Genomic DNA, 17362 nt, shown 5'->3' with positions numbered 1-17362 from the left:
GCCTGGCCCTTGAGGACAATAAAATGAAATATCGCTTGGGCGACGCCCGCGTCGAAACCCACCCACAGAGCTGGGTCGCGCCTAACGCCGTGCTGGTGGGCAAGGTCAAGCTGGAGGAGGGCGCCAACGTCTGGTTCAACGCCGTGTTGCGTGGCGATAATGAGCTGATCCTGATCGGCAAGAACAGCAACGTGCAGGACGGCACGGTGATGCACACCGACATGGGCTACCCGTTGACCCTCGGCACCGGGGTGACCATCGGCCATAACGCCATGCTTCATGGCTGCACGGTGGGTGATTACAGCCTGATCGGGATCAATGCGGTGATCCTCAACGGCGCCAAAATCGGCAAGCACTGCATCATCGGCGCCAACTCGCTGATCGGCGAGGGCAAGGAGATTCCCGACGGTTCGCTGGTCATGGGGTCGCCCGGCAAAGTGGTGCGCGAATTGACCGAGCAACAGAAGAGCATGCTCGAAGCGAGCGCCGCGCATTACGTGCATAACTCGCAGCGTTATGCCCGCGATCTGGCCGAGCAGGAGCAATGACCACAGCGGAGCGCCCGGTCCGCTCACCCTGCGTGAATATCTGTGCGCTGGACGAGGCGGACATCTGCACCGGGTGTCAGCGCACCGTGGAAGAGATCACGCGCTGGAGCCGGATGAGTAACGACGAGCGCCGAGCGGTGCTGGGGTTTTGTCATGAGCGGGCCAAATCCAGTGGGCTGCTCTGGATGCTGGGAAAAACCCCCGACCTGTAGCAGCTGGCGAAGCCTGCGTCCGGCGGCGCAGCCGTCGTGAGTTCAGGCGACGCGGTGTTTCAGAAAGACCTCGCGCTCAGGTTTTACGACGGCTGCGCCGCCGAACGCAGGCTTCGCCAGCTGCTACAAAGACCGTATCCAGGTTTGGCAGCTGTGGATGGCTGCAGTACCCTGCGCACCAAACTGACAGGTATCACCCGCCAACATGCTCTTCCTGATCGCCTACATCAGCAGCGTCGTGCTGATCAACTACGCCTTTTCCACCGCGCCACACCTGGACATCATCTGGTCGGCGTGGGGCGGGCTGGTGTTCGTTCTCCGCGACATGGTGCAAATCCGCTTCGGCCACGGTGCAATTGTGGCAATGCTAGCTGCGCTGGTACTGTCCTACGTCACCTCCGACCCCTCCATCGCCTTGGCCAGCGCGACGGCATTCGCTGTGTCGGAGTGCATCGACTGGCTGGTGTTCACCATCACGAAACGCCCACTGCACGATCGCCTGTGGATAAGTTCCGCGCTGAGCATCCCGCTCGATACTTTCATCTTCTTCGGCATGATCGACGCCTTCACCCCGGCCGTGATAATCACCGCCATGGCCTCGAAATTTGCCGGCGTCACGGCCGTGTGGCTGATCATGGCGTGGCGTTTGCGCAAACAGGCCGTCACCGGCTGAGCGAAACCCTCCGGTTCATGTAAAATGCCGCGCTTTCTCCCCATGGGAAGCGTGCCAGGCTCGCGTCCCTCGCTGATCCGCTTCTTTGAGGACCTGAGATGACCCGTATCGGAACTCCATTGTCGCCCACCGCGACCCGCGTATTGATGTGTGGCTGTGGCGAGCTGGGCAAGGAAGTGGTGATCGAGCTGCAACGCCTGGGCGTTGAAGTGATTGCCGTGGATCGCTACGCCAACGCACCGGCCATGCAGGTGGCCCATCGCAGCCACGTGATCAACATGCTCGACGGCGCTGCCCTGCGTGCGGTCATCGAAGCCGAGAAGCCGCACTTCATCGTGCCGGAAATCGAAGCCATCGCCACTTCGACCCTGGTCGAGCTGGAAGCTGAAGGCTTCACCGTGATCCCGACCGCGCGCGCCGCGCAGCTGACCATGAACCGCGAAGGCATCCGTCGTCTGGCCGCTGAAGAACTGGGCGTGCCGACCTCGCCGTACTTTTTCGCCGATACCTTCGAGGACTACAGCAAAGCCGTCGAAGACCTCGGTTTCCCGTGCGTGGTCAAGCCGGTGATGAGTTCGTCGGGCAAAGGCCAGAGCCTGCTGCGCAGCGCCGATGACGTGAAAACCGCCTGGGATTACGCCCAGGAAGGTGGTCGCGCCGGTAAAGGTAGGGTGATCATCGAAGGCTTCATTGATTTTGATTACGAAATTACCCTGCTGACCGTGCGCCACGTCGGCGGCACCACCTTCTGCGCACCGGTGGGTCACCGTCAGGAGAAGGGCGACTATCAGGAATCCTGGCAGCCGCAAGCCATGAGCCCGGTGGCACTGGCTGAATCCGAGCGTGTCGCCAAAGCCGTCACCGAAGCCTTGGGCGGTCGTGGCCTGTTTGGTGTCGAGCTGTTCATCAAGGGTGATCAAGTGTGGTTCAGCGAAGTCTCGCCGCGCCCGCACGACACGGGTCTGGTCACGCTGATTTCTCAGGACTTGTCGCAATTCGCTTTGCATGCGCGGGCGATTCTGGGCCTGCCGATTCCGTTGATCCGCCAGTTCGCGCCTTCGGCATCGGCGGTGATCCTGGTGGAAGGGCAGTCGACGCAGACAGCGTTCGCCAATCTCGGTGCTGCGCTGAGCGAACCGGATACGGCGTTGCGTTTGTTCGGCAAGCCAGAAGTGCATGGCCAGCGTCGGATGGGTGTGGCGCTGGCGCGGGATGAGTCGATCGAGGCTGCTCGCGCTAAAGCGACCCGTGCTTCGCAGGCTGTTGTTGTAGAGCTTTAAAAGCATCGCGAGCAAGCTTTGCTCCCACAGGTTCGCGTCGCACGCATAATTGGGTGTCGACATTGACCTGTGGGAGCAAGGCTTGCCCGCGATGGCGGTCTATCAGGCAACCCGATTCAAATCGTTATCGCGCGTCTCTTTCAGACACAGCACCGCAATCAGACTCAGCACCGCTGCTCCCGACACATACCCGCCGACGTAACTCAATCCGCCCATCGCCACCAGCTTCTGCGCAAAAAACGGCGCCGCTGAAGCACCGACGATTCCGCCAAGGTTGTAGGCCGCCGACCCTCCGGTGTAGCGCACATGCGTCGGAAATAACTCGGGCAGTAGCGCCCCCATCGGCGCGAACGTTACGCCCATCAAAAACAACTCGATGCACAGGAACAGCGCCACGCCCCAGGTCGAACCCTGGGTGAGCAACGGTTCCATCAGAAACCCGGACAGCACCGCGAGCACGCCACCGACGATCAGCACCGGTTTGCGCCCATAGCGATCGCTCGCCAGCGCTGACAACGGCGTTGCCGCCGCCATGAACAGCACCGCGAAGCACAACAGCGCGAGGAAGGTTTCGCGGGTATACCCCAGCGTCGACACGCCATAACTCAGTGAGAACACGGTCGAGATGTAGAACAGCGCGTAACAGACCACCATCGAGCCGGCGCCCAGCAACATGGGTGCCCAGTATTGGCTGCACAGTTCGACCAACGGGATTTTTACCCGTTCCTGGCGGGCCATGGCGTTGGCGAATACCGGCGTTTCATGCAGCTTCAGGCGCACGTACAGGCCCACCATCACCAGCGCAGCACTCAGCACTCAGCAGGAACGGGATGCGCCAGCCCCATGAGCGAAACTGTTCGTCATCCAGAGTCATGGCCAGCGTCAGAAACAGCCCGTTCGCCGCCAGGAAACCGATCGAAGGGCCGAGCTGCGGAAACATGCCAAACCAGGCACGCTTGCCTTTGGGCGCGTTCTCCGTCGCCAGCAATGCCGCACCGCCCCATTCGCCGCCCAGTCCCAAGCCTTGGCCAAAGCGCAACACGCACAGCAGAATCGGTGCCCAGGCGCCAATGCTGTCATAACCCGGCAGCACGCCAATCAGCGTCGTGCACACGCCCATCAATAGCAACGAGGCGACCAGCGTCGACTTGCGCCCGATGCGATCACCGAAATGGCCGAACAGCGCCGAACCCAGCGGGCGGGCGAGGAAGGCGATACCGAACGTGAGGAATGCCGAGAGCATTTGCGCGGTGCCGGAGGTCTGCGGAAAGAACACAGGGCCGATCACCAAGGCGGCGGCCGTGGCGTAAACGTAGAAATCGTAGAACTCGATGGCCGTGCCGATAAAGCTCGCCGTGGCCACGCGGGTGGCGGAGTTGGTCGGTTGTTCGGGCGTGGTTTCGCTGTAAGTCGTGCTGGTCGTCATGCGTTAATCCCTGACAGTCATGCCCCAGTGGAGAGAATTATTATGGTGGAACACCCAGGGATGTGGGTTTGACTCGGGGTGCGGGTAGCACGGGGTGGGGCGGGGCTTGGGTAAGCGGATTCGATTATAGGAAGGCGGCTAACGATTGAACAAGGGGAACAACCTGAAAAGATCGCAGCCTCCAGCGGAGCACATTCCAACTGTGGGAGCTGCCTCAGGCTGCAACCTTTTTGATATCTAGCGGGCGGGCACAACGGTTGGAACGGTGCTGTTATGCCAGATCAGCACGCGCGTAACGCGGTTGTCCTCGGTTTCGAGAATCTCCAGCCGATAACGTCCGATCTTCAGGCACACCGGACTTTTGGGGATCGTCTCCAGCGCCTCGGTGACCAGCCCGTTGAGGGTTTTCGGGCCGTCACTGGGTAAGTGCCAGCCGAGGTTCTTGTTCACATCGCGAATCGACGCGGCACCGTCTATCATCATGCGCCCGTCGGCCTGCGGATGAATGTGCGGATTCTCCAGGCTGTGCTGGCTTTCGAATTCGCCGACAATTTCTTCAAGAATGTCTTCGAGGGTGACAATACCCAGCACTTCACCGTACTCGTCGACCACCATGCCCAGGCGTCGCTGCTGCTTGTGAAAATTGAGCAGTTGTAGCTGCAGAGGGGTGCTTTCCGGCACGAAGTAGGGGTCGTGACACGCGGCCAGCAGCGCTTCGCGCGTCAGCTCGCCACCGGCCAGCAGATGGCGGATCTGCCGGGTATTGAGCACCGCTTCCACCTGATTGATGTCGCTATGGAATACCGGCAGGCGCGTGCGTCGGTTGGCGCGCAGCTGTTCTAGGATTTCTTCAATCGAGTCATCAAGGTTGATCCCGTCGACTTCGCTACGCGGCACCAGAATGTCGTTGACCGTAATGTTGTCCAGTGCATGGATGCCCGGCAGCGGGTGCGGGCGACTGACCTGGCTGTCATGGTCCTCATTGCGGTCAGTCGGCGCTTCGTCTTCGCTTTGCTGCACCACTTTGCTCTTGCGTGCGAACGGTCGCGTCAGCAGCTGGCTGATGCCGCTGAGCAGCCAGGCGGCAGGGTAAAGAATTTTCAGAGGGATGCGCAACAAAGTGTTGCCCAAGGCCAGCACGGCATCCGGATAGCGCACGGCGAGGGTGCGCGGCAGGTAGTCGGCGAATACCAGCAGAATCGCGGCTGCGCCAAGGCATGCCGCCCACGGACCGTTTTCGGCCCAGGTGAAAATTGCCAGCAAGGTGCAGATCACCACCACGAGCGAGCGGCATAGCGTGTTGCAGAGAATCAGGCTGCTGAGTGGAAAACTCAGCTTTGCCAGCGGCTTGTCTTTGGCGCGCGACGCCGTGCGCTGGGCGAGCACATGTTGTTGTGCCGCTTCGATCGCGGTAAACAGGCCCGACCATAAAATCAGCAGGGCCACCACTGCGAGCATCGGCCCCAAGGGCAAGTCGTCCATTAGTGCCGCCCGTCAGATGTGCAGAATGTATTCACGGACCAGCTTGCTGCCGAAGTACGCCAGCATCAGCAGGCAGAAACCGGCGAGGGTCCAGCGAATGGCCTTGTGCCCGCGCCAGCCGAGGCGGTTGCGACCCCACAGCAGCACGCTGAAAACAATCCAGGCGAGGCATGCCAGCAAGGTTTTGTGCACCAGATGTTGGGCAAACAGGTTTTCGACGAAAAACCAGCCGGAGATCAGTGACATCGACAGCAAGGTCCAGCCGGCCCACAGGAAACCGAACAGCAGGCTTTCCATGGTTTGCAGCGGCGGGAAGTTCTTGATCAGCCCGGACGGGTGCTTGTGCTTGAGTTGATGGTCCTGAACCAGCAGCAACAAGGCCTGGAACACCGCGATGGTAAACATGCCATACGCGAGGATCGACAGGAGGATGTGAGCGAGAATACCCGGTTCTTCGTCGATGATCTGCACCGTGCCGGCCGGCGCGAACTGCGCCAGCAAGACGGTTGCAGCGCCCAGCGGGAACAGCAATACCAGCAGGTTTTCCACCGGAATCCGTGAGCAGGCCAGCAGCGTCAGGGCGATGACCGCAGCGGCGATCAGGCTGGCGGCACTGAAGAAGTCCAGGCCCAGGCCGATCGGCGTCAACAGGTGAGTCAGCAGGCTGGCGCTATGGGCCAGCACCGCAAGCACGCCGAGCGTGACCAGCAGGCGCTTGTTCGCCTTGGCGCCGGTGGCCAGACGAGTGCCTTGATAGAGAGTCGCAGCGGCATAGAGGCAGGCGGCGGCGAGGGTGGTAAGCAAACTGGGTGACAAGGGGAGCATAAATCCTGTTAGGCAAGCCCGAAAGGCGCTGAGTTTGGCATAGAACCCCCACACCACGAAAGTGCGAGGTGTCCGCCAGACGCAGTCTTCGCTATAATCCGCGACCTGCCCACGCCGCAGGCTCGCCGAGCTCATGTTTATCACGGTCCGGGCCGCCATTATCCCGGTCAACACAGGGCCTGAAAGGATCGCGCAATGTTTGAAAACTTAACCGACCGTCTCTCGCAGACGCTGCGCCATGTCACCGGCAAGGCCAAGCTGACCGAAGACAACATCAAAGACACCCTGCGCGAAGTGCGCATGGCGTTGCTCGAGGCTGACGTTGCCTTGCCGGTGGTGAAGGACTTCGTCAATTCGGTCAAGGAACGCGCTGTCGGCACGGAAGTGTCGCGCAGCCTGACGCCGGGTCAGGCGTTCGTGAAAATTGTCCAGGCCGAACTCGAAAGCCTGATGGGCGCGGCCAACGAAGACTTAAACCTGAGTGCCGTGCCACCCGCCATCGTCTTGATGGCCGGTCTGCAGGGCGCGGGTAAAACCACCACCGCCGGCAAACTTGCGCGCTTCCTTAAAGAGCGCAAGAAGAAGTCCGTCATGGTGGTGTCCGCGGACATCTACCGTCCGGCAGCAATCAAGCAGCTGGAAATGCTGGCCGGTGAAGTCGGTGTGACCTTCTTCCCGTCCGACCTGAGCCAGAAGCCGGTCGAGATCGCGCAAGCCGCTATTAAAGAAGCAAAGCTCAAGTTTATTGATGTAGTCATCGTCGATACCGCCGGTCGTCTGCACATCGACGAAGAGATGATGGGCGAGATCAAGGCGTTGCACGCCGCGATCAATCCGGTCGAAACCCTGTTCGTGGTCGACGCCATGACCGGTCAGGATGCCGCGAACACGGCCAAGGCCTTCGGTGATGCATTGCCGCTGACCGGTGTGATCCTGACCAAGGTCGACGGCGACGCCCGTGGCGGTGCGGCGCTGTCGGTTCGCGCCATCACCGGCAAGCCGATCAAGTTCATCGGTATGGGCGAGAAGAGCGATGCGCTCGAACCGTTCCACCCTGAGCGGATCGCTTCGCGCATCCTCGGTATGGGCGACGTGCTCAGCCTGATCGAACAGGCTGAACAGACCCTCGACAAAGACAAAGCCGACAAGCTTGCTAAAAAACTGAAGAAGGGCAAGGGCTTCGATCTCGAAGACTTCCGTGATCAGCTGCAACAGATGAAGAACATGGGCGGCCTCGGTGGCCTCATGGACAAGCTGCCGAACATCGGCGGTGTCAATCTGGCGCAGATGGGCAATGCCCAGGGCGCGGCAGAGAAGCAGTTCAAACAAATGGAAGCCATCATCAATTCCATGACCCCGGCCGAGCGCCGCGACCCTGAGTTGATCAGCGGTTCGCGCAAGCGCCGGATCGCCATGGGTTCCGGCACCCAGGTGCAGGACATCGGTCGCTTGATCAAGCAGCACAAGCAGATGCAGAAGATGATGAAGAAATTCTCCGCGAAAGGCGGAATGGCCAAAATGATGCGCGGCATGGGCGGTATGTTGCCCGGCGGCGGCATGCCGAAAATGTAAATATTTCGCGCAAAAGTCCGCTTTTGCGCAGCCCACACGGAAGTGGGATCAACAGCAAACCCGCACTTGGCGGGAGCTGACTGGCCGTTTTCAACGACGGCTCTATAGCAAATCTGGATGGCGGCTGGTAGAGCGCTGGAAAAAGACATTTGCAAAAGTCCGGATATTCCTTAGAATATGCGGCCTTTCGGGCACCTATGCCCGCTGTGCCTTTAGATTTGCAGCACCGACTACAGGAACGATGTTCACATGCTAACAATCCGTCTTGCCCTTGGCGGCTCCAAAAAGCGCCCGTTTTACCACTTGACCGTAACCGACAGCCGCAACCCGCGCGACGGTTCGCACAAGGAACAGGTTGGTTTCTTCAACCCTGTTGCTCGTGGTCAGGAAGTTCGTCTGTCCGTGAACCAAGAGCGCGTAGCCTACTGGCTGAGCGTTGGTGCACAACCTTCTGAGCGTGTTGCTCAGTTGTTGAAGGACGCGTCTAAGGCTGCGGCCTGAGCAATATGAACGCGACGCCAGCGGTTGCTGATGATTTGATCGTTATCGGCAAGATTTATTCTGTTCATGGCGTTCGCGGCGAAGTGAAGGTGTATTCCTTTACTGATCCGACTGAAAACCTGTTGCAGTACAAAACCTGGACGCTCAAGCGCGAAGGCAATGTCAAACAGGTCGAGCTGGTCAGCGGACGTGGGAACGACAAGTTCCTGGTCGCAAAGCTCAAGGGTCTTGATGATCGTGAAGAAGCGCGTCTTCTGGCCGGTTATGAGATCTGCGTGCCGCGTAACCTGTTCCCTGAATTGACCGACGGCGAGTACTACTGGTACCAGCTGGAAGGTCTGAAGGTTATTGATCAACTTGGGCAAATGCTCGGGAAAATCGATCATCTTCTGGAAACCGGCGCCAATGATGTAATGGTGGTCAAGCCTTGCGCTGGCAGCCTGGATGATCGCGAACGCCTGTTGCCCTATACGGAGCAATGCGTGTTGGCCGTCGACCTTGCCGCAGGCGAGATGAAGGTGGAATGGGATGCGGACTTCTAAGCGTGGCTAACTTGCGCGTAGAAGTGATCAGTTTGTTTCCCGAGATGTTCTCCGCCATCAGCGAGTACGGCATCACCAGTCGTGCGGTGAAACAGGGGCTCTTGCAGCTCACCTGTTGGAATCCGCGAGACTACACGACGGATCGACATCACACTGTGGACGATCGCCCATTTGGCGGTGGCCCGGGCATGGTGATGAAGATCAAGCCCCTGGAAGATGCTCTGGTTCAGGCCAAGGCAGCAGCCGGGGAGGCGGCGAAGGTGATTTACCTGTCCCCCCAAGGCCGTCAACTGACTCAGTCGGCGGTACGCGAGTTGGCGAATCTGGATGCATTGATCCTGATTGCCGGCCGTTATGAAGGCATTGACGAGCGTTTTATTGATGCTCATGTCGATGAAGAGTGGTCGATTGGCGACTATGTACTGTCTGGTGGCGAGCTGCCGGCGATGGTCCTGATCGATGCGGTTACACGACTGCTGCCTGGAGCTTTAGGGCATGCGGACTCCGCCGAGGAAGATTCCTTTACGGATGGTTTGCTGGATTGCCCGCACTACACCCGACCGGAGGTGTATGCGGATCAGCGTGTTCCCGACGTATTGCTAAGTGGCAATCACGCGCACATCCGGCGTTGGCGTTTACAGCAGTCCCTTGGTAGGACCTTTGAACGACGCGCCGATCTTCTGGAAAGCCGCTCGCTTTCTGGAGAAGAGAAGAAGCTGCTCGAGGAATACATCCGCGAGCGGGACGATAGTTAACAACGTATCGATGGTAAATCCGACGATTTACCTTAGGAGCACAGCATGACTAACAAAATCATCCTTGCACTCGAAGCAGAGCAGATGACCAAAGAAATCCCTACCTTTGCCCCGGGCGACACCATTGTCGTTCAGGTGAAAGTGAAGGAAGGCGACCGTTCGCGTCTGCAAGCGTTCGAAGGTGTTGTTATCGCCAAGCGTAACCGCGGCGTAAACAGTGCTTTCACCGTGCGTAAAATTTCCAACGGTGTTGGCGTAGAGCGTACTTTCCAGACCTACAGCCCGCAAATCGACAGCATGGCCGTTAAACGTCGCGGTGACGTACGTAAAGCCAAGCTGTACTACCTGCGTGACCTGTCTGGTAAAGCAGCTCGCATCAAGGAAAAACTGGCTTAAGTCCAGCTTCCCGATGCAGAAAAAAGCAGCCTACGGGCTGCTTTTTTGTTGGCCGCCGTTTATGCGATCCCCTGTAGGAACTGCCGAAGGCTGTGATCTGTTGATCTTGCATTCCTCTGCGGTCCACCCTTTATGAGCCATGCCCATGACCACCCGTGAACAGGAAATCGAACGCCGCACCGAACTCTCGGTGAGCCGCGTGACCAAGGCGGTTTTCCCGTCGACCACCAATCACCACAACACATTGTTCGGCGGCACGGCGCTGGCCTGGATGGACGAAGTATCGTTCATCACCGCTACACGCTTCTGCCGCTTGCCGTTGGTGACCGTGTCCACAGACCGCATCGACTTCAATCACGCGATCCCTGCCGGTTCCATCGTCGAACTGGTGGGGCGCGTGATTAAAGTGGGCAACACCAGCCTGAAGGTAGAGGTCGAGGTGTTTGTTGAAAGCATGAGTTGCGATGGCCGCGAGAAAGCCATTCATGGGCAGTTCAGCTTCGTGGCGATCGATGAAGATAAACGACCAGTGCCGGTGCTGCCGGGTTTCGCCGCCTGACATACCTTGGTGGTTCCGCGAATGAACGGGCTGTGAAAGACTTGCTGTCTGATTCCCGTTGCCTGAGCGCTTATGCCCGCCATCGATCATCCATTGATAGACCAGTTCCTTGATGCCCTGTGGCTGGAGAAAGGCCTTTCCGACAACACCCGTGATGCCTATCGCAGCGATTTGGCGCTGTTCAACGGCTGGATGCAGGAACAAGGGCTGGAGCTGCTAAGCGCGGGCCGCGAATTGATCCTCGATCATCTGGCCTGGCGTCTGGAGCAAAACTACAAACCACGTTCCACGGCGCGATTTTTATCCGGCGTGCGTGGCTTTTATCGCTATCTGCTGCGGGAAAAGCTGATTGCTGTGGACCCGACTCTGCGTGTCGATATGCCGCAATTGGGTAGGCCGCTGCCGAAGTCCCTGTCAGAAGCTGACGTGGAAGCATTGTTGAAAGCGCCGGACTTGAGTGAAGCCATCGGTCAGCGCGATCGCGCCATGCTCGAGGTGCTTTATGCCTGTGGGTTACGGGTCACCGAGCTGATCAGTTTGACGCTCGAGCAGGTGAATCTGCGCCAGGGCGTGCTGCGGGTGATGGGCAAAGGCAGCAAGGAACGGCTGGTGCCGATGGGCGAAGAGGCAATTGTCTGGGTCGAGCGCTATATGCGCGATGCGCGTGGCGAACTGCTGGGCGGACGTCCCAGTGATGTGCTGTTCCCCAGCCTGCGCGGCGAGCAGATGACCCGACAGACGTTCTGGCACCGCATCAAGCACCAGGCCAAGGTGGCCGGGATCGGCAAATCACTGTCACCCCACACCCTGCGCCATGCCTTCGCCACGCACCTGCTGAACCACGGCGCCGATCTGCGCGTGGTGCAAATGCTGCTCGGCCACAGTGACCTGTCGACTACGCAAATCTATACCCACGTCGCCCGCGCACGTCTGCAGGACCTGCACGCCAGGCACCACCCCAGAGGCTGAACAAAATCCCTGTAGGAGTGAGCCTGCTCGCGATGGCGGTTTGTCAGCCACCGCTGTGTTGGCAGGACTAATGCTATCGCGAGCAGGCTCACTCCTACAGGTTCTTCGACGCTCTGAACATCTCTGGCGACAGCCGCATTCGGCCACAGGACCCTTATGTGATAGGCTTTGCCGGTTTGCACGGTGGGCGGTTATGACCCGGTGTTTCGGCACGGGCGTTCTGATCGACCCATTTGTCCGTCTTCAGGAGTTCTCATGCGTCTGACCCAGATTTTCGCCGCCGCAGCCCTTGCGTTGGTCAGCACCTTTGCCGTCGCCGATGACGCGGCCGACAAAGCCATCCGTAAAAGCCTGGAAAACCTCCAGCTCGAAGTCCCGGTAGAAAGCATCTCCGCCAGTCCGTTGCCGGGCCTTTACGAAGTCAAGCTTCAGGGCAGCCGCGTGCTCTACGCCAGCGCCGATGGCCAGTACGTGGTTCAGGGTTACATGTTCCAGCTCAAAGATGGCAAGCCGGTCAACCTGACCGAGAAAACCGAGCGCCTCGGTGTGTCCAAGCTGGTCAACGCCATCCCGCTCGCGGAAACCGTGGTTTACTCGGCCATCGGCGAAACCAAATCGCACATCACCGTCTTTACCGACACCACTTGCCCGTACTGCCACAAGCTGCACGCCGAAGTGCCCGAGCTGAACAAGCGCGGCATCGAAGTGCGCTATGTGGCGTTCCCGCGCCAGGGCCTTGGCTCGCCGGGTGACGAACAGTTGCAAGCGGTGTGGTGCTCGAAAGACAAGAAAGCGGCGATGGACAAAATGGTCGACGGCACGGAAATCAAAGCCGCCAAATGCGATAACCCGGTTTCCAAGCAGTTCGCCCTCGGTCAGTCGATCGGCGTGAACGGCACACCGGCCATCGTTTTGGCGGACGGCCAGGTCATTCCGGGCTACCAGCCTGCGCCACAAGTCGCCAAACTGGCGCTGGGCGCGAAGTAAATTCGCATCGTCACGGCCAGCCTTTGACGATCATGGTCCGGCGGCATTATTGCCGGGCCATTAATAGAGAGCCGCGAGCTTGCGGCTGTTTTCACGGCCGGCCTTGAGTCGGCCGTTTTATGGGGAGTTCACAGTGAAACCGGTCAAAGTAGGCATCTGTGGGTTAGGGACCGTCGGTGGCGGAACCTTCAACGTACTTCAGCGCAACGCCGAGGAAATTGCTCGTCGTGCCGGGCGTGGAATCGAAGTGGCACAAATTGCCATGCGCACGCCAAAGCCTCAGTTCCAGACGACCGGTATTGCGATTACCAACGATGTCTTCGATGTGGCCACGAACCCTGAGATCGATATCGTCATAGAGCTGATGGGCGGCTACACCGTTGCCCGCGAGCTGGTACTCAAAGCGATCGAGAACGGAAAACACGTAGTAACCGCGAATAAGGCGCTGATCGCCGTTCACGGCAATGAAATTTTCGCCAGGGCTCGCGAAAAGGGCGTGATTGTAGCGTTCGAAGCAGCCGTAGCCGGTGGCATTCCGGTGATCAAGGCGATCCGTGAAGGCCTGTCTGCTAACCGCATCAACTGGGTCGCCGGCATCATCAATGGCACCGGCAACTTCATTCTCACGGAAATGCGTGAGAAGGGTCGTACCTTCGAAGACGTCCTCGCGGAAGCGCAAGCGCTGGGTTACGCCGAGGCGGATCCGACCTTCGACGTGGAAGGCATCGACGCGGCTCACAAGCTGACGATTCTCGCGTCCATCGCGTTCGGCATTCCGCTGCAGTTCGACAAGGCTTACACCGAAGGCATCACCAAACTCACCACCGCCGATGTCAATTACGCCGAGGCGTTGGGCTACCGCATCAAGCACCTCGGTGTGGCGCGCAGTACGGCTTCCGGCATTGAATTGCGCGTGCACCCGACGCTGATCCCGGCTGATCGTCTGATCGCCAACGTCAATGGCGTGATGAACGCCGTGATGGTCAATGGTGATGCCGCCGGCTCAACCTTGTTCTACGGTGCCGGCGCCGGCATGGAACCGACCGCTTCGTCGGTGATTGCCGACCTGGTCGACGTGGTTCGCGCCATGACGTCCGACCCTGAAAACCGCGTGCCGCACCTGGCCTTTCAGCCGGATTCGCTGTCCGCGCACCCGATACTGCCGATCGAAGCCTGCGAAAGCGCCTATTACCTGCGCATTCAGGCCAAGGATCATCCGGGTGTGCTGGCGCAGGTCGCAAGCATTCTCTCGGAACGCGGGATCAACATCGAGTCGATCATGCAGAAGGAAGTCGAAGAACACGACGGCCTGGTGCCGATGATCCTGATCACGCATCGTGTGCTCGAGCAGCACATCAACGACGCGATCGCCGCGCTTGAGGCCTTGGCGGGTGTGGTCGGTCCGGTTGTACGGATTCGTGTCGAGCACCTGAACTAAGCCTTCAACGTTCGCCGGGTTCTCTGAAGGGCCCGGTTCTACGAACACTGTCTATTGGAGCCAGTCATGCGTTATATCAGTACCCGCGGCCAGGCACCGGCCCTGAATTTCGAAGATGTCCTGCTGACCGGTCTTGCCACCGACGGCGGTCTGTACGTCCCGGAAAACCTGCCGCGCTTCACCCAGGAAGAGATCGCATCCTGGGCCGGGCTGCCGTATCACGAGCTGGCCTTCCGGGTGATGCGTCCGTTCGTTACCGGCAGCATTCCCGATGCTGATTTCAAAAGAATTCTGGAAGAGACCTACGGTGTGTTTTCGCACAGCGCCGTCGCACCGTTGCGTCAGCTGAACGGTAACGAGTGGGTTCTGGAACTGTTCCACGGCCCGACGTTGGCGTTCAAGGATTTCGCTCTGCAACTGCTCGGTCGTTTGCTCGACTATGTGCTGGAAAAGCGCGGCGAGCGCGTGGTAATTGTTGGCGCGACCTCGGGCGATACCGGCTCGGCGGCGATCGAAGGCTGCAAGCACTGCGAAAACGTCGACATCTTCATCCTGCACCCGCACAACCGTGTGTCCGAAGTGCAGCGTCGGCAGATGACCACCATCTTCGGCGAGAACATCCACAACATCGCCATCGAAGGCAACTTCGATGACTGCCAGGAAATGGTCAAGGCGAGCTTCGCGGACCAGAGCTTCCTCAAGGGCACGCGTCTGGTGGCGGTGAATTCGATCAACTGGGCGCGGATCATGGCCCAGATCGTTTACTACTTCCACGCGTCCCTGCAGTTGGGTGGCCCGGCGCGTTCGGTGTCGTTCTCGGTGCCAACCGGTAACTTCGGCGACATTTTCGCCGGTTACCTGGCGCGCAACATGGGCCTGCCGATCAACCAACTGATCGTAGCCACTAACCGCAATGACATCCTGCACCGCTTCATGAGCGGCAATCAGTACGCCAAGGAAACCCTGCACGCGACGCTGTCGCCGTCGATGGACATCATGGTGTCGTCGAACTTCGAACGTTTGCTGTTTGACCTGCATGGTCGCAACGGCGCGGCGATTGCCGGTTTGATGGACAGCTTCCGCCAAGGGGGTGGTTTCAGCGTCGAACAGGAGCGCTGGACCGAGGCTCGCAAGCTGTTCGATTCGCTGGCAGTGGATGACGCGCAGACGTGCGAGACCATTGCCGAGGTTTACGAGCAGACGGGTGAGTTGCTGGATCCGCACACTGCAATCGGTGTGAAAGCTGCGCGCGAATGCCGGCGCAGTCTGGATACTCCTATGGTGATCCTGGGGACGGCGCATCCGGTCAAGTTCCCGGATGCGGTGCTGAAAGCGGGCGTGGGTAAAGCGCTGGAGTTGCCGGTGCATTTGACTGATCTGTTTGAGCGGGATGAGCGTTGCACGGTGTTGCCTAATGATTTGAAGGCGGTGCAGGCGTTTGTTGCTCAGCATGGGAATCGCGGGAAGCCGCTTTGACTTGTGTGTCTGACTGACAGGTCCTAGCCGTCGCTTGCGAGCTTTGTGGGAGCAAAGCTTGCTTACGATGGCTTGTCTGGATTCGGCGGATTACCAAGGACGTCCGCGGTCCACTGTGGGAGCTGCGGGCGGCGTTCCGACTTGCCAGCGATGGCTGTGTCTTGGGCTGCAAGGTTATGTGGGTGTACATATCCCTTTCTGCTGCGATGGCTGATATTGGTTTCGCCCTTACGGCGAGTCACTTGGAGAAGCACCAAGTAACCAAGTGCTCTTGCCCCTGACGTACGGTAGCTCGCTAGTGCTCGCCATGCCTTCGCTCCGGTCCTGCTCCGTGGGCCCGGCGCGATCGGCCATCCTTGGCCGTGCGCGCCTAACCCGGCATCCATGCCGGGTTGCCCACTGCGCAGAACCTCCACTCAGCCTCCCGACGGTGCGCTCAAATCTACAGCGCGCCGAGGCGGCCTACGGCCGACCTGGCTGCGCATGTTACGTTGCGCCGTATGCTGATCGTTCCCACGCTCTGCGTGGGAATGCATCCCGTGACGCTCTGCGTCACGACGGTGCACGGCTGCAGTCTTGCGTCGGCTTGGAACGCGGAGCGTCCCTGGCGGCATTCCCACGCGGAGCGTGGGAACGATCAGCCGCGGGGCGTGAATCTGGGCTTTGCTTTGCTTTGCTTTGCTTCAGATCTTGATATTGATCTGCCCCGTCGGAAGGCCGAGTGCAGGTTCTGCGCAGTGGGCAACCCGGTAAGGATGCCGGGTTAGTCGCCCCCGGCCATGGATGGCCGATGGCGACGGGCCCACGGAGCAGGACCGGAGCGAGGGTATGGCGAGCCTAGGCGAGCCACCGTACGTCAGGGGCGCAGGCGCTTTGGTTACTTTGGCGCTTTTCCAAAGTGACCCGCCGTAAGGGCGGAACCAATATCAGCCATCACCGCAGCAACGGATATGTACACCCTCAAAACAGACGTGGCCTGTTACATCGCCATCGCGAGCAAGCTCAGCTCCCACAGTTGATCGAGTGCATCCGCAGGGGAATGGTCGTCTATCAGCGAGCTATCGCTGGCAAGCCAGCTCCTACAGTTGGTCGAGGACATTCGCAGAGGTTTGTCGCCTGACCCAACGCCAACGCCAACGTCATCAGCTCCGCTCCCACACAGTGCAAAGCCACCCCAGGCAGTCACTGTTTTCTCCCTGTCATATTCGCCATGCATGCTCAGTCAACCAAACACACCAAAGCGCTCGCAGCGCAAATCCAGAACTTTCCTAACGGCCCGGTGGTCATTTACTGTGGACACGCCCCCAGGCACATTGTTTTCGGACTATTGAGTGGTGATCGAGATGGAAAGTATCAGTCTATTGCTCGGCGAGGCTCTGAGCCCTTATCAGGTTTCGTTGACGCCGTCGGGCGCGCAGGGCGAATGCCTCGTGACACTCAAGAGCTCAACCGGCGCAATCGTGGTCGAGCGCGAATTCAACCAGGCACAACTGAGCGACAAACGCCTGCTCACGGACGTGGTCGACGGTCTGCGTCGCGATCTGATGATCGCTGAAGGACGCCTGGAGCCCTGCGTCATCGCAGCGTTGCGCAATGCCGCTCAGGACAAGGTGCTGGCCGGCCGAAATTGAATTATTTTTGGTAGGAAACTTCCTGCGTTGACGTCAGTCAGAGCATGTAACGACGGGATCGAGCATTGTGCTCCGGTGCTTGTAGCCTGG

17 protein-coding genes and 1 pseudogene are annotated in these 17362 nt (G+C 59.4%); 15 read left to right on the top strand and 3 right to left on the bottom strand.

What is annotated here, in order from left to right:
* Positions 1 to 23: 23 nt before the first annotated feature.
* From DU29_RS0123365 to purT, 4 genes are all read left to right on the top strand, one after another.
* On the top strand, positions 24 to 548 hold the full coding sequence (locus tag DU29_RS0123365; RefSeq protein ID WP_028623889.1) for a gamma carbonic anhydrase family protein: 525 nt from the start codon (positions 24 to 26) through the stop codon (positions 546 to 548).
* Positions 545 to 760: a DUF1289 domain-containing protein gene (locus DU29_RS0123360; RefSeq protein WP_028623888.1), complete on the top strand. Its 216-nt coding sequence runs from the start codon at positions 545 to 547 to the stop codon at positions 758 to 760. The genes DU29_RS0123365 and DU29_RS0123360 overlap by 4 nt, the downstream gene beginning before the upstream one ends.
* A gap of 205 nt (positions 761 to 965) precedes the next feature.
* Complete coding sequence (locus tag DU29_RS0123355; protein WP_028623887.1) at positions 966 to 1433, top strand: preQ0 transporter; 468 nt, start codon at positions 966 to 968, stop codon at positions 1431 to 1433.
* 98 nt (positions 1434 to 1531) lie between these two features.
* Positions 1532 to 2713 (top strand): formate-dependent phosphoribosylglycinamide formyltransferase, encoded by a 1182-nt coding sequence (gene purT, locus DU29_RS0123350; protein WP_028623886.1) that lies wholly within the window; start codon positions 1532 to 1534, stop codon positions 2711 to 2713.
* Positions 2714 to 2815: 102 nt separating this feature from the next.
* Here the strand turns inward: purT and DU29_RS01000000130350 are convergent.
* The 3 genes and pseudogenes from DU29_RS01000000130350 to DU29_RS0123335 form a co-directional block, all read right to left on the bottom strand.
* A pseudogene (locus DU29_RS01000000130350) lies at positions 2816 to 4139 on the bottom strand (MFS transporter).
* 237 nt (positions 4140 to 4376) lie between these two features.
* Positions 4377 to 5621, bottom strand: coding sequence for an HlyC/CorC family transporter (locus DU29_RS0123340; RefSeq protein ID WP_028623885.1), 1245 nt, complete (start codon positions 5619 to 5621; stop codon positions 4377 to 4379).
* A gap of 12 nt (positions 5622 to 5633) precedes the next feature.
* A complete protein-coding gene (locus DU29_RS0123335) occupies positions 5634 to 6446 on the bottom strand; it encodes a cytochrome C assembly family protein (RefSeq protein ID WP_028623884.1) in 813 nt (270 codons plus the stop codon).
* 195 nt (positions 6447 to 6641) lie between these two features.
* On the opposite strand from DU29_RS0123335, the gene ffh reads away from it, so the two are divergent.
* The 11 genes from ffh (at position 6642) to DU29_RS0123270 (ending at position 17272) form a co-directional block, all read left to right on the top strand.
* Complete coding sequence (gene ffh / locus DU29_RS0123330; RefSeq protein WP_028623883.1) at positions 6642 to 8018, top strand: signal recognition particle protein; 1377 nt, start codon at positions 6642 to 6644, stop codon at positions 8016 to 8018.
* Between the two features lie 249 nt (positions 8019 to 8267).
* Complete coding sequence (rpsP, locus tag DU29_RS0123325) at positions 8268 to 8519, top strand: 30S ribosomal protein S16 (RefSeq protein WP_010463010.1); 252 nt, start codon at positions 8268 to 8270, stop codon at positions 8517 to 8519.
* 5 nt (positions 8520 to 8524) lie between these two features.
* The gene (rimM, locus tag DU29_RS0123320) at positions 8525 to 9061 is read left to right on the top strand and encodes a ribosome maturation factor RimM (protein WP_028623882.1); all 537 of its coding nucleotides are present in this window, start codon (positions 8525 to 8527) and stop codon (positions 9059 to 9061) included.
* Positions 9043 to 9816: a tRNA (guanosine(37)-N1)-methyltransferase TrmD gene (gene trmD, locus DU29_RS0123315; protein WP_173860472.1), complete on the top strand. Its 774-nt coding sequence runs from the start codon at positions 9043 to 9045 to the stop codon at positions 9814 to 9816. The genes rimM and trmD overlap by 19 nt, the downstream gene beginning before the upstream one ends.
* 45 nt (positions 9817 to 9861) lie before the next feature.
* On the top strand, positions 9862 to 10212 hold the full coding sequence (gene rplS, locus DU29_RS0123310) for a 50S ribosomal protein L19 (RefSeq protein ID WP_003175895.1): 351 nt from the start codon (positions 9862 to 9864) through the stop codon (positions 10210 to 10212).
* 145 nt (positions 10213 to 10357) lie between these two features.
* Complete coding sequence (locus DU29_RS0123305) at positions 10358 to 10771, top strand: acyl-CoA thioesterase (protein WP_028623881.1); 414 nt, start codon at positions 10358 to 10360, stop codon at positions 10769 to 10771.
* A gap of 72 nt (positions 10772 to 10843) precedes the next feature.
* The gene (gene xerD, locus DU29_RS0123300) at positions 10844 to 11740 is read left to right on the top strand and encodes a site-specific tyrosine recombinase XerD (protein WP_028623880.1); all 897 of its coding nucleotides are present in this window, start codon (positions 10844 to 10846) and stop codon (positions 11738 to 11740) included.
* Positions 11741 to 11995: 255 nt separating this feature from the next.
* Complete coding sequence (gene dsbC / locus DU29_RS0123295; protein ID WP_028623879.1) at positions 11996 to 12727, top strand: bifunctional protein-disulfide isomerase/oxidoreductase DsbC; 732 nt, start codon at positions 11996 to 11998, stop codon at positions 12725 to 12727.
* A gap of 133 nt (positions 12728 to 12860) precedes the next feature.
* Positions 12861 to 14165 carry a homoserine dehydrogenase gene (locus tag DU29_RS0123290; protein WP_028623878.1) on the top strand — a complete coding sequence of 435 codons (1305 nt, stop codon included), beginning with the start codon at positions 12861 to 12863 and terminating at the stop codon, positions 14163 to 14165.
* Between the two features lie 66 nt (positions 14166 to 14231).
* Positions 14232 to 15641 (top strand): threonine synthase, encoded by a 1410-nt coding sequence (thrC, locus tag DU29_RS0123285; RefSeq protein ID WP_028623877.1) that lies wholly within the window; start codon positions 14232 to 14234, stop codon positions 15639 to 15641.
* 1343 nt (positions 15642 to 16984) lie between these two features.
* On the top strand, positions 16985 to 17272 hold the full coding sequence (locus DU29_RS0123270; RefSeq protein ID WP_028623875.1) for a DUF3509 domain-containing protein: 288 nt from the start codon (positions 16985 to 16987) through the stop codon (positions 17270 to 17272).
* Positions 17273 to 17362: the final 90 nt, after the last annotated feature.

Source organism: Pseudomonas sp. Ant30-3 (assembly GCF_000690905.1).
GTDB lineage: Bacteria > Pseudomonadota > Gammaproteobacteria > Pseudomonadales > Pseudomonadaceae > Aquipseudomonas.
The sequence above is the reverse complement of the archived record's forward strand: the minus strand, read 5'-3'. Positions and strand labels throughout refer to the sequence as shown.

Bases quoted from the DNA above. Each gene is read 5' to 3' on its own strand.
- DU29_RS0123340 (WP_028623885.1), bottom strand. From the start codon at position 5,621: ATGGACGACTTGCCCTTGGGGCCGATGCTCGCAGTGGTGGCCCTGCTG.
- dsbC (WP_028623879.1), top strand. From the start codon at position 11,996: ATGCGTCTGACCCAGATTTTCGCCGCCGCAGCCCTTGCGTTGGTCAGC.
- ffh (WP_028623883.1), top strand. From the start codon at position 6,642: ATGTTTGAAAACTTAACCGACCGTCTCTCGCAGACGCTGCGCCATGTC.
- DU29_RS0123270 (WP_028623875.1), top strand. From the start codon at position 16,985: ATGGAAAGTATCAGTCTATTGCTCGGCGAGGCTCTGAGCCCTTATCAG.
- DU29_RS0123355 (WP_028623887.1), top strand. From the start codon at position 966: ATGCTCTTCCTGATCGCCTACATCAGCAGCGTCGTGCTGATCAACTAC.
- purT (WP_028623886.1), top strand. From the start codon at position 1,532: ATGACCCGTATCGGAACTCCATTGTCGCCCACCGCGACCCGCGTATTG.
- DU29_RS0123360 (WP_028623888.1), top strand. From the start codon at position 545: ATGACCACAGCGGAGCGCCCGGTCCGCTCACCCTGCGTGAATATCTGT.
- rplS (WP_003175895.1), top strand. From the start codon at position 9,862: ATGACTAACAAAATCATCCTTGCACTCGAAGCAGAGCAGATGACCAAA.
- xerD (WP_028623880.1), top strand. From the start codon at position 10,844: ATGCCCGCCATCGATCATCCATTGATAGACCAGTTCCTTGATGCCCTG.
- DU29_RS0123305 (WP_028623881.1), top strand. From the start codon at position 10,358: ATGACCACCCGTGAACAGGAAATCGAACGCCGCACCGAACTCTCGGTG.
- rpsP (WP_010463010.1), top strand. From the start codon at position 8,268: ATGCTAACAATCCGTCTTGCCCTTGGCGGCTCCAAAAAGCGCCCGTTT.
- rimM (WP_028623882.1), top strand. From the start codon at position 8,525: ATGAACGCGACGCCAGCGGTTGCTGATGATTTGATCGTTATCGGCAAG.
- trmD (WP_173860472.1), top strand. From the start codon at position 9,043: ATGGGATGCGGACTTCTAAGCGTGGCTAACTTGCGCGTAGAAGTGATC.
- DU29_RS0123335 (WP_028623884.1), bottom strand. From the start codon at position 6,446: ATGCTCCCCTTGTCACCCAGTTTGCTTACCACCCTCGCCGCCGCCTGC.
- thrC (WP_028623877.1), top strand. From the start codon at position 14,232: ATGCGTTATATCAGTACCCGCGGCCAGGCACCGGCCCTGAATTTCGAA.
- DU29_RS0123365 (WP_028623889.1), top strand. From the start codon at position 24: ATGAAATATCGCTTGGGCGACGCCCGCGTCGAAACCCACCCACAGAGC.